11 protein-coding genes are annotated in these 12,265 nt (G+C 32.9%); 9 read left to right on the top strand and 2 right to left on the bottom strand.

The window, feature by feature from the left end:
- Window positions 1–194: 194 nt before the first annotated feature.
- Together B7R67_RS21110 and B7R67_RS21115 are read left to right on the top strand one after the other, a co-directional pair.
- Window positions 195–1,586: a PepSY-associated TM helix domain-containing protein gene (locus tag B7R67_RS21110; RefSeq protein ID WP_088072969.1), complete on the top strand. Its 1,392-nt coding sequence runs from the start codon at window positions 195–197 to the stop codon at window positions 1,584–1,586.
- 87 nt (window positions 1,587–1,673) lie between these two features.
- A complete protein-coding gene (locus B7R67_RS21115; protein WP_088072970.1) occupies window positions 1,674–2,063 on the top strand; it encodes a FixH family protein in 390 nt (129 codons plus the stop codon).
- A 116-nt stretch (window positions 2,064–2,179) separates the two neighbouring features.
- Here the strand turns inward: B7R67_RS21115 and B7R67_RS21120 are convergent, their stop codons facing one another.
- A complete protein-coding gene (locus tag B7R67_RS21120) occupies window positions 2,180–3,361 on the bottom strand; it encodes a GGDEF domain-containing protein (protein WP_158095163.1) in 1,182 nt (393 codons plus the stop codon).
- A 210-nt stretch (window positions 3,362–3,571) separates the two neighbouring features.
- On the opposite strand from B7R67_RS21120, the gene pssA reads away from it, so the two are divergent.
- From pssA to B7R67_RS21135, 3 genes are all read left to right on the top strand, one after another.
- Window positions 3,572–4,063, top strand: coding sequence for a CDP-diacylglycerol--serine O-phosphatidyltransferase (gene pssA, locus B7R67_RS21125; protein WP_088072972.1), 492 nt, complete (start codon window positions 3,572–3,574; stop codon window positions 4,061–4,063).
- A gap of 277 nt (window positions 4,064–4,340) precedes the next feature.
- Window positions 4,341–5,639 carry a VTT domain-containing protein gene (locus B7R67_RS21130; protein ID WP_088072973.1) on the top strand — a complete coding sequence of 433 codons (1,299 nt, stop codon included), beginning with the start codon at window positions 4,341–4,343 and terminating at the stop codon, window positions 5,637–5,639.
- Window positions 5,640–5,687: 48 nt separating this feature from the next.
- Window positions 5,688–6,851 carry an MFS transporter gene (locus B7R67_RS21135; RefSeq protein WP_088072974.1) on the top strand — a complete coding sequence of 388 codons (1,164 nt, stop codon included), beginning with the start codon at window positions 5,688–5,690 and terminating at the stop codon, window positions 6,849–6,851.
- A gap of 93 nt (window positions 6,852–6,944) precedes the next feature.
- Here B7R67_RS21135 and bioA read toward each other — a convergent pair whose 3' ends face one another.
- Window positions 6,945–8,306, bottom strand: a complete 1,362-nt coding sequence (gene bioA, locus B7R67_RS21140) for an adenosylmethionine--8-amino-7-oxononanoate transaminase (RefSeq protein ID WP_088072975.1) — start codon at window positions 8,304–8,306, stop codon at window positions 6,945–6,947.
- Window positions 8,307–8,429: 123 nt separating this feature from the next.
- Between bioA and B7R67_RS21145 the strand changes: the two genes are divergently transcribed.
- From B7R67_RS21145 to B7R67_RS21160, 4 genes are all read left to right on the top strand, one after another.
- On the top strand, window positions 8,430–9,002 hold the full coding sequence (locus B7R67_RS21145; RefSeq protein ID WP_088072976.1) for a biotin transporter BioY: 573 nt from the start codon (window positions 8,430–8,432) through the stop codon (window positions 9,000–9,002).
- A 1-nt stretch (window position 9,003) separates the two neighbouring features.
- Window positions 9,004–9,687 (top strand): dethiobiotin synthase, encoded by a 684-nt coding sequence (gene bioD, locus B7R67_RS21150; RefSeq protein WP_158095164.1) that lies wholly within the window; start codon window positions 9,004–9,006, stop codon window positions 9,685–9,687.
- Between the two features lie 19 nt (window positions 9,688–9,706).
- Complete coding sequence (gene bioB, locus B7R67_RS21155; RefSeq protein ID WP_088072978.1) at window positions 9,707–10,702, top strand: biotin synthase BioB; 996 nt, start codon at window positions 9,707–9,709, stop codon at window positions 10,700–10,702.
- Between the two features lie 72 nt (window positions 10,703–10,774).
- Window positions 10,775–11,896: a glycerate kinase gene (locus tag B7R67_RS21160; RefSeq protein ID WP_088072979.1), complete on the top strand. Its 1,122-nt coding sequence runs from the start codon at window positions 10,775–10,777 to the stop codon at window positions 11,894–11,896.
- Window positions 11,897–12,265 lie beyond the last annotated feature (369 nt).

The raw sequence follows: 12,265 nt of genomic DNA on the forward strand, positions 1-12,265 counted from the left end.
AATCAGATAAATAGGACTTTGTCTACACACTTGGAGCTGAATTATCAGCTCTTATTTTATTTATGGTAATTTCATTAATTTGTTTTCAAAATTATCAAACTAACACGATTTCTTCATTAAAATTTCATTAATTTATCACAATTGAAATTTATACTTTCTCAAGAAGATATAAGTTACTTAAGGGGTAAAATTTAATGGAGATAAACACACAATACCATTCAGTCCAAACTGAACAAGTTTCTTCGAAAAAGACATCTCTATATCAAACGATTTGGAGATGGCATTTTTATGGAGGAATGATTTTTGCACCGATTCTAATTTTGTTGGCGATAACGGGCTCAATTTATTTATTTAGACCTTATGTGGAGCCGATGTTAGATCGAGATTTGTATTATGTAAAAGAAGGAAGTAAAGAAATTACGCCAAGCTTACAGTTAAAAGCTGTAAAAGATCGTTATCCAAATGACGCGATTACTTCTTTTACAGACGTTAAGGATCTAAAACGTGCAACAGAGGTTGGAATTGCAAAAGGCGATGTTAGTTACACAGTTTTTGTAAATCCATACTCAGGTAAGGTTCTTGGTGAACTGCAAAATGATAAACGTTTCATGGAAATCATTGTAAAACTCCACGGTGAGATAATGGCAGGAAAATTGGGAGATAATCTTGTTGAGTTATCAGCATCATGGGTAATTATTTTATTAATTACAGGATACTATTTATACTTCCCACGTAATAAGCAATCATTTTTAAGTATTCTGCGTATTCGAATGAGAAAAGGATCACGAGTGTTTTGGAGAGATTTACATGCTAGTACAGGTTTTTGGATGACAATTATCTTGTTATTACTTGTATTAACCGGACTACCGTGGGCTAGTTCTTTTGGCGAACGATTAAATACATTTGTTGCAAAAGCAAAGCTTTCAAATGCTCCAGAGCATTTATGGGATGGAACGATACAATCAAATAAAATAAACAAGGATGTAGCCAAAACACCTTGGGCAGCTGAAAATATGCCTGTTCCAAAATCTGTTTACAGTAATAATGGAATGTTACCAATTGAAAATGTTATAAAAATAGCTGAAATAGCGAATATTTACCCTGGCTATACAATTACGATGCCAGAGGGAGAGAAAGGTGTTTACTTAATTTCAACTTATGGTTGGGCAGCTGGAAGTGTTAAAAACTATGTAACGATGGATCTTGACCAGTACAGTGGGAAAATATTACTAGACTATCGTTGGAACGATTACAGTCCATTCGATAAAATGATTGAGACTGGAATTGCTTTACATGAAGGTAGATATTTTGGCGTGGCAAATTTAGTGATTGCTCTTATTGCATGTTTATCACTTATTTTGATTGTATTTAGTGGAATCACAATGTGGTGGAAACGCCGTGTAAAAGGCAAAAGTGGTATTCCAAAAGCTACTGAAGGAAACAAATTCTATCTAGGTGTTTTATTAATTTCTGTAGTCTGTGGGTTACTAATGCCGTTAGTAGGAATATCAATCTTTGTTATTGGAATGATCGAATTTACTGTGAAATTTATAAAGAATAAGGTTCGTCGTCCTGAATTACAGTAAAAATAATTGATGCTAAGTATTCCTTACTGTACTTAGCATTTTATTTTGAATTCTAATAAAAAATGAGAAGAAAAAAAGAGGTGTCTTATGACATTTATAGTAAAAAGGGTAATCGTATCGATCGTTTTAGTAAGTGTTATTTTAGCTGGATGTGGAAAAACAGAAGTACAAAGTTCTAATAAATATTTAGATAGTATTGTAGTGTCACTTTCAGATCAATCAACGACTAAAAACTTTGAACATAATTATGAAGTGAATTTAACAAATAATAAAAATGCTAAAGTTAATGTGGATTCTGTAGAAATTATCTTGAAAATGAAAAGTATGAATCACAAAGTTGATGTGAAACTTAATAAGATTTCGAAAGGGATTTACAGAGGAAAAATCACATTACCGATGAATGGTTCATGGGATAAGATTGTAGTATTAAAACAAGGGAAATTTATTCGTAAAGTAAACGGAGCGTCAATTAGATAGGGGGCAGGGAAAGCAGGACAAAAGTTCGTTAGGGAAATCCTTTTTCCTGCCTTTCCTTGCTCCTGCTCTTAAAACAGGGCCACATAAAAAAGCAAAATCACACCATAAAGTTTTAACTATGAAATCGATTGGAATTTTTCTGTTTGGCTCCTGAAAATGCCGTTTCGTCCGTTGGTTTTAGCCTTGTAAAGGGCCATGTCGCAAGTAGAATAGATATTTTCTAATTGCGTATTCTGATCTGGGAAAAATGTAAGAACACCAATACTAATTGTATATGTAACGGGTAATTTATTTTTAGACGCTTCATTAAACAGTTGATTAATTTGCTTAGCAATTTCATTTGATTCAGCTTCATTTTTTCCAGGAAACAGAATACCAAATTCATCTCCTCCATAACGTACAAACAAATCATCTTTGCCTAAATGAAGTTTAATTCTCGTTGTGAGGTCTTGGAGAACTTTGTCACCAACTAGATGCCCATAGGTGTCATTGATTGTTTTAAAATTGTCCACGTCAAAAAGCATATAGGATACAGCTTGTCCCTTCTTCGCATAATTAGTGAGCGATTGCTCTGCATATTCTGTAAAAGCTCTCCGATTCAACGTACCAGTTAAATCATCATAACTAGCTAAATGGATTAACTGGAAGTCTACTTTTTCCTTCATTAACAAAATGAATCCAATATTACCTAAATTTATAATAAGGTAAATTGTCAGTAGAGAAATCAATTGGTAAGCTCCGGGAGTATAGAAACTTGTTGAAATGGTATGTGAAAGTAAAGCAGTCACACCTCTGACTAATGAAGCCGCAATTACAAGAAGATAGAAACTACCTATGATTTTCATAAGAATGGTAGAGGTTTTATCAAAAACCATCTTATAAATCGGGAATAAGATGATAGCAGTAACAATGGAGTAATAGGCAATACGTATGTTTTCTTTGCTATAAAACATAAAAATAAAATATAGACCGGTCAAAATGAATAGAGTCAAAAAAAAATAGAACTTCTTGGTTTTAGCGGAAAGAGTAGTTTGAAGATTAAACAACGCTATAACTTCGAAGGCTGTTCCCATAATTAATAATGAATTTGTCAAAAAAATTGATAGAAAATCGGGAATTTCTCCACGAAAAACCATACAAAACAATCCTAAACTCTGAAAGCATTTTGCTATAAAGAAAGTTTTAAATGTTAAATCCTTTTTATGATTAAGTGCATAAGCACTAGTAATGATTAATGTAAATAAGAAGCCCATGCAGAGCAAAGTAACAAGTATTTTTGTATCTAAGTATAAATACATTATGTAGCACCTACTTTTGAATGAAAATTCAATCATTATGATTATAACAAAAGTATGAGATGGTTTATACAAAATTAGTACACAATGACCGTTTTCCAAAGTAATCAATAGAGTTTTAATCAATCACAATAACGATTTTAAGAATAACGAAAGAATAGAAAGAAGATACTATTGTAATGATATGAATTGATAAAGTCAGGTGGGGATATCTTGTTCAATCAATTAGCTAAAGCGATACCTAATTTACTAACAATCGGCAATTTATTATGTGGTGTTCTTTCAATTACATTTAATATGAGTGGGTTTATGGTAGTTGCCGCTATTTTTATTTTCGTATCGGCTGTTTTTGATCTTCTTGATGGTAGGGTTGCGAGAAAATTAAAGGTGAACAGTGAATTTGGAGTAGAATTAGATTCCTTAGCTGATATTGTTAGTTTCGGTGTGGCACCTGCACTTTTATTCCATTCAATCTCCGCTCCTTCCGTTTTAACTTCTTTAGCATTTATCCTTTTTCCAACAATGGGGGCATTAAGATTAGCAAAGTTTAGTGTAAAGCCGACAATTGGGTATTTTAAAGGCTTGCCTATTCCAGCGGCTGGATTACCACTAGCAGGGATGGGGATGTTTTCATATAGTAATGCTTGGATTACCTTAATCTTAGCATTTTTAATGGTAAGCCCAATTCGATTTAAAAAGCTTTAATTACATAATTTATAGGTAACTCAATACATCTGGCATGATTAATGATCAAGTTTTAAATAATGGTTAAGTTTCATAGAATGTAATACAGAGAAACCTGAAATGGTTTTTCTTTTTTTTATGGCTCGTCACAAAAAGATTATTGCTTTTGTTTGCACAATGGGTTAATTAGTATTAAAATTGTTGAAAATGTTAGACAGAATAAGAGTTATTTATTCTATTTGGTAAGGTTTAATAAAGTAATAAATATTATTAGGTTATAGTAAATTGAGGTCTTAATATGAATGAAATCATGCAATTATTAAATCAATATGGCTATATCATTCTTTTTTTATCATTGATGCTGGAATTGATTATTGTCCCAATTCCAAATGAAGCATTAATGAGTTATGTTGGAGTTTTATGCTTTCAAGGAAAGATGAATATTGTTCTTTCCATTATTTCCGCTGGATTGGGCGGTATACTAGGGGCAACGATATCATTTTGGTTCGGATATAAGCTAGGTGTACCTTTTTTTCGTAAATATGGTCACTATATCCATATGGGACCAGATAAGATAGAGAAAATGTCTAAATGGTATGGGAAGTATGGAAAGGTATTATTAATAATTTCTTTCTTTATTCCAGGAGTCAGACATTTCGCGAGCATTATATCTGGAATCATTAAACTACCATTTCGATCTTTTGCTATATTTTCTTATATTGGAGTATTTCTTTGGGTTGGAACGTTTATTTGGTTAGGACAAGTAATGGGACCTAAATGGGATCTATATCAACAAGAAATTAAAAAATGGTTACTATTAGCAAGTATTCTATTTGGTTTCTTAGTTCTTGTATTCTTTGTAATAAAAGCTAATAAGGAAGCAATTAAAGAGTCACTAATTTTAATTTTTGAATCAGGTTTTAAGAGGTTTAAGAGCTTCATAAAAATTAAACTAATCATCTTAACTTGCCTAGTATTATTTGTTACGTTTTTTATCTTAATGGTCGGATTAATTCAGGACAAAATTGCAAATGAATTTGTTAAATTCAATAACGTATTTAAAACGATTGTTTTTAATTTATTTAATCCACATTGGCATGCAAGTATGAATTTTATTTATTCCTTGTCATCTTGGAAAGTGTTAGGGACAATCTCACTAATCACAGTTCTCGTGATATTTGTAAACAATAAAAATAAATGGATTGAACTGATATTTTTTCTATCTACTTTGATTGGAATTTTTATTCTCTCAATCATGATCCCTTGGATGTTTAATTACATGCTTGGAACGAATGTCAGTCAAAACTTTCCAAATGAAAAATCGATGTTGATTTTGTCAATTTTAGGTTATTTTTTTGTTATGTTAATTCGTCACAATAAAAATTATTTATTTACAATCGTGATGTTCTTCATGTTTGTTTTAGTTATTTTGGGCTATTCAATAAGTAGTGTGTATCTGCATCATTTATTACCAAGTGATATTGCTGCTGGATTTGTAATTAGTTCAGTTTGGTTAAGTGGAGTCATATTTTCATTAGAAATGTTCCGTTTTGTATCACTTTTAAAAATGAATATGAAAGAGGCGAAAGTATCATAAGTTTGTAGCGAATAGACTTTCCTTACACATCATTTTGGGAGGCTGATTATGAAGGCCAAAAATGTTTGGATTTTAAGCCTAGTTAGCTTTTTTACTGACATGGGTTCCTATATGGTTACACCACTTATACCGATCTTACTTTCATCTTCAGGCCCAATGATAATCGGGATAATTGATGGCTTGTCAGAAAGCTTGTCAAGTGTGCTGAAATTATATTCAGGTATTCAATCAGATCGCCTGAAAAATAGAAAAAGAATGGCGATTTTTGGTTATGGGTTATCAGGAATAGGGAGGCTTGTCCTAATTTTTTCGAGTACTTGGATAGGAGTTTTCTTTTGGAAGCTTGTTGACCGAACAGGAAAAGGTATCAGAACGGCTCCAAGGGATGCTTTAATTTCGGAATCAGGTGGGAAAAATAAACAAGGAAGAGCATTTGGAATCCACCAAATGATGGATATGTTTGGAGCTTCTCTGGGAATTGGGGCAGCGATCGTCATTATGCAAATGGAAGGTAGTAAAAATATTAAGGATGTATTTTTGTATTCGTTAATTCCAGTATCGATTGGATGGCTTATATTATTTTGTGTAAAAGAACGAAAAAAACAGCCAGAGGGAAGTAGTCGTAACGAGTCAAAGAACGTTCATTTTAGTTGGAAGCTTTTAGATTCCGATATTAAGAAATTACTACTGATTGTATTAATGTTTACAATCGTTAATTCATCCAATTCTTTTTTGTTGTTAAGGGCCTCAAATCTTGGCGTGTCGAATCAGAATGTTTTATTAATGTTTTTAATTTTCCACCTTACTGCCTCTTCACTTTCTTATGTATCAGGCGCTTTTTCTGATAAATTCGGACGCAGAGGAATTTTAACAACAGGATATGCTTTATATGGAGTTGTTTATATCGGCTTTGCAGAAGTTCACTCATTCATTGGTTTCATTACTCTTTTTATTTTATATGGCCTATATTCAGCTTTAACAAAAGGTGTCGAGAAAGCTCTAGTCGTAGAAATAGCAGGTTCTAGTTCAAAAGGAACGGCACTTGGTTTTTATGCAATGATTTCTGGAATTGGTTTGTTTCCAGCTTCTTTGCTTACAGGATGGTTATGGCAACAATTTGGAGCGTCTGTTTCATTTTTTATTAATGGGATTATAGCGATCGTTGCTGCCTTCATGCTATCAATGACATTAAGAAGAATCCAAAAATCTTAAAAACTTAAAAAGCTCGTAATTCAATTAAAGGAACCATGAATAATCCATTTGGACAATTCATGGTTCCTTTTTTCATTTAGCTCGTTTTACTAATTAACAAGGTTCTGTAATATCAGAAATGGCATTGTAGAGGATATCTAACATTTCTTTTATCTCCAATTCTGTAGAAGCTAATGGAGGCATAAAGACAATGACATTTCCAAGTGGGCGAGTCAAAAGCCCAAGTTCTTTTGCTCTTTTTGTTACTTTAACTCCGATTCGTTCATTCCAATGAAAAGCTTCTTTGGATATTTTTGATTGGACAAGTTCGATCCCAATCATCAATCCACTCTGACGAATGTCTCCAACGTGTTTTAAATCGTTAAATTTTACTAACTTATTTTGAATATAGGCAGCAATCGTTTCAACATGCTGTAATAAGTGAGTAGTATTAAATAATTCTAGATTCGCTAATGCAACAGCACAACCAAGCGGATTACCAGTATAACTATGGCCGTGGAAAAAGGTTTTCTGCTCTTCATAAGAACCTAAAAAAGCTTCATAAATTCGGTTTGTTGTTAATGTCGCTGCTACCGGTAAATATCCACCAGTTAATCCTTTTCCACAAGTTAAAATATCTGGTGTCACATCTTCTTTTTCGCAAGCAAACATTTTCCCTGTTCGACCGAATCCGGTTGCAACTTCGTCAGCGATTAATAATACATCATATTTTATACATAACTCATGGATCGCTTTTAAATATCCATTTGGCATGACAATAATTCCGCTAGCACCTTGAACAATTGGTTCAATGATTAATGCAGCGATTGAGTTTGCTTTTTCGATAAATAAACCTTCAACCTCTTTTATATAGGCTGCGATCATTTCCTGTTCAGTTCCTTCGTATTTTGAACGGTAAAGATGAGGATAAGAAACTTTTATACTTGGAAAAAGCAACTCATCATACGCCTGGTGATATAAATCGATCGCTCCTACTGATACAGCCCCAATTGTATCGCCGTGATATGCTTCCTTCATTGTTACAAAAGTATTTTTTTCATATTTTCCGATATTACGCCAATACTGATATGCCATTTTAATCGCGATTTCAACAGATGTAGCCCCTGAATCTGAATAGAATACTTTTTCTAAGCCTTTTGGAGAAATTTCCACTAGTTTTTCGGCTAAAAGAATGGAAGGTACATTGGCCATTCCTAAAAGTGTAGAATGGGCTACTTTTTGTAATTGCTCATTAATCGCTTCGTTTAATTCTGGAATATTATGGCCGTGGACGTTTAACCAAATAGAAGATACTCCATCATAATATTCATTTCCTAAAACATCATATAATTTTCGATCTTTTCCGTGTGAAATAATCAGCGGATCTTCGTTTATGTAATCTTTCATCTGAGTAAATGGATGCCAAAGATACTGCTTATTTTTTGAAGATAATTCTTGATAGATTTCGTATTCCATATATGTTATCCCCCTTAAATTATATGTTAACCAAAAACTAAAGTTAGGTTGACATATATTTAATTTGCATGTTAATTTAATTTTGTTAGTTTGTCAAATTCATAAATTAATAGGGGGATTCATTTGCAAAACAAAACTTTGTCATTAACAGTAATAGCATTATTTGCATCACTTACTTCAATTGGAGCTTTTATAAAGATTCCATTACCAGTGATTCCTTTTACACTTCAAGTATTGTTTGTATTTTTAGCTGGTTGTCTTTTAGGAAGTAAAAGAGGGATGATGAGTCAATTGTTATATGTTGGAATTGGCTTAATTGGGATACCTGTTTTTGCTTCAGGTGGAGGGCCAGAATATATTTTAAAGCCTACGTTTGGTTATCTAATAGGGTTTATCGTTGCAGCATTTGTTATAGGATACATAATTGAAAAAACAAAGGAACCAAAGCTTAAACACTTTATTTTTGCTAATGTGATTGGTTTAGTGATTGTTTATATTTTGGGAATTACTTATGTTTATATTTCTTTAAATACATGGTTAGATAGCCCTATTTCATTAAAAGCAGTTCTGATGATGGGGATGGTATATAGTATTGGTCAAGATTTATTGTTAGCCATTTTCGGAGGAGTCTTGGCAGTACGTTTATATGCTCATTTTGCGAAAGCAAGAGTCGAAGGAAAGAAGGTGGCAGCATAAGATGGGAAAAGGATATTTTATTACAGGTATCGATACGAATATTGGAAAAACCTATGTAACTACTCAATTAATAGCCTGTTTGCAACGAAAAGGAATAGACGCAGTTCCTTATAAACCAGTTCAAAGTGGCACAGTTAATCTAAACGATCAAATGATAGGAGAAGATGTAGCGTTTTATAAGGAAAAATTAAAGCTCTCAGAAGATTTTAGTTACTACAATACATACACACTTAAAACTCCGGTATCACCACATTTGGCTAGTAAACTAGAAAATGTATTTATTGATGAGCATGTCATATTAGAAAAATATAAGCAATTGGAAGAGAAACACGATGTTATTTTAGTAGAAGGTGCTGGAGGAATTGCGGTTCCTATTAAAGAAAATTTTGGCACTATTGATTTAATTAAACTATTAAACTTACCTGTAATGATTGTTACTACTTTAAAGTTAGGTACAATCAATCACACACTATTAACGACGGAATACTTAAAGTCACATAACATTGATGTCAAAGGATTGATTATTAACAACGTACCATCAAATTTAAGTGAAATGGAAAAAGATAATCTAGTCATGATTGGAAAATTAACTGGGCATGAGATTCTTGGAATGATTCCAAAACAGAAGGATTTCTTCACGGATAAAGAGTTATTTGAAATGCAGGAATTAATGGAAAAAAAATAAATGGGATGGTGAGTGTAAGATGAATTGGACTAAATTAGCACAAGAAGTAATTTTAGGTAAGGAAATATCAGACGAGGAAGCAATGAATATTTTGTTATGTGATGATGATAATTTACTTTCACTTTTACAAGGGGCATTTGTTATAAGAAAACATTATTATGGTAAAAAAGTTAAACTGAATATGATAATAAATGCTAAGAGTGGGTATTGTCCTGAGGATTGTGGCTATTGTTCTCAGTCTTCAATATCTAGCGCTCCAATTGAAAAGTATCCTTTTTTATCTAAAGAAGAAATAGTAGATGGTGCAAAGCGTGCTTATGAATTAAAAGCTGGTACATATTGTATTGTAGCAAGTGGACGTGGACCAACGAACCGAGACGTAAATGTGGTAACTGAAGCAGTTAAGGAAATTAAAGAATTATATGGTTTAAAAGTTTGTGCCTGCCTAGGACTGATTAAAGAAAATCAAGCAAGTGAACTGAAAGAAGCAGGTGTCGATCGATATAATCATAATTTAAATACTTCGGAAGAGCATCATAGTTATATTACAACAACACATACATATCAGGATCGCGTAGATACCGTCGAAAAAATTAAACAATCAGGGATTTCACCATGTTCTGGGGCAATTATCGGTATGAAGGAAACAAAAGAAGATGTCATTTCATTAGCGCGTTCTTTACGTAAGTTGGATGCAGATTCAATACCAGTAAACTTTCTCCATGCTATTAAAGGGACCAAACTAGAAGGAGTAAACGAACTAAATCCTCGCTATTGTTTAAAAGTACTAGCTTTATTTAGATTTATTAATCCAACTAAGGAAATAAGAATATCTGGGGGACGTGAAGTAAATCTTCGAAGCCTTCAACCTCTTGGACTATACGCAGCTAATAGTATCTTTATTGGTGACTATTTAACAACAGAGGGACAAGAAACAAATAGTGACCATGCAATGTTGGAAGATTTAGGATTTGAGATTGAGTTAGTGGAAAAACAAGAAAAATTGTTTTCTTGATTTAACAATTTGTGAGAATTAGAATTTCCTTAACAGATATTTATTTCCGTATCAGTTTAAGGAGGATAACGAATGAAGGTTGTAATCTTACCTGATTCCTTTAAAGAAAGTTTAAGTGCATCTGAAGTAGCCAAAGCCATTTATAAAGGTTTCTATTCGGTTTTTCCGAATGCTGAATATCATTTAATACCTTTAGCAGACGGAGGGGAAGGTACGCTTCAAGCATTAATTGCTTCAAATGGTGGGAAGGTTGAAAGTATTGAAGTAACTGGCCCTCTATACGAAACAGTTCAAGCTAAAATTGCATTTTCTAAAGATCATAAAACAGCATTTATCGAAATGGCTGAGGCATGCGGTTTGCATCTTGTATCACTTGAAAGGCGCAATCCATTACAAACGACATCGTTTGGAGTTGGTGAATTAATTATTTACGCTATTGAACAGGGAGTCTCTGAACTAATTATAGGAGTTGGAGGAAGTTCAACGAATGATGGTGGAATTGGAATGGCTACTGCACTTGGCTATCAATTCTTTGATGAAAACGGAAATGCAATTGAAAGTAATGGTGAAGCATTACTAAAAGTAGTTTCGATGAGTGATAAAAATAAATCTCCATTACTTGATAAAGTAAACATAACAATTGCTGCTGATGTGATTAACCCTCTGACTGGAACAAATGGATCAACCTATCTATTCGGTCCACAAAAGGGGCTTTCCACTGATAGATTAGCAGAAGTAGATCAAGCAATGAGAAGCTTTTATTCTATCGCAGAACGTTTTCTTGATAAATCGGTGTCTGAAATACCGGGTAGTGGTGCAGGTGGTGGTATGGGTGCGGGGCTCATGCTGTTTGCAAATGCTACTATAAAAAAAGGAATTGAACTTGTTCTTGAGCAACTAAACGTAAAAGAGGTTTGTAAAGACGCAGACATTGTTATAGTTGGAGAGGGCAGAATGGATGGGCAAACTGCATTTGGCAAAGCACCAGTAGGAGCAGCTAAATGTGCGCCACCCGATGCAAAAGTTATCGCGATTTGTGGAAGCATTGGAGACGGTATCGAAGAGTTATCAAATCATGGTATAGATGCGATTTTTCCAACAATCCCTTCAATTGTACCAATTGAAAAAGTGCTGGAAAATGCATTTGAAAATATTGAACGAACTGCAAGAAATATTGCAATTCTTTTAAAATGACTCCAATGGATTTTAAAAAAACAGTGTAATTCTAATTGAATTACACTGTTTTTTACAGAGTGTTGAAATATATATCTGTCAATATAAAAAAAGGTTATTAAGTGAACTTTATTGATGATAAAGTTAATATTTTTTGATGTTCTATTAATATGTTTTGAGCAATATTTATAACTCTGTCAAACTCAAATCATTACTTAGATCATCTTTTTATAGGTTTAAACTATAAAATACTAATTTTTAGTAAAATGAATTCAATTCTTAAAAGGCGATGCTTTATTGAATTCGTCGTTTAAACTGATTAATCGGTTGTTCTAAGCAAAGAATATTTAAATCGTTTTTTTTATGAATACTTTTATTGAACAATAAGTT

The sequence above is a fragment of the Gottfriedia luciferensis genome (genome assembly GCF_002156865.1).
GTDB lineage: Bacteria > Bacillota > Bacilli > Bacillales > Bacillaceae_G > Gottfriedia > Gottfriedia luciferensis.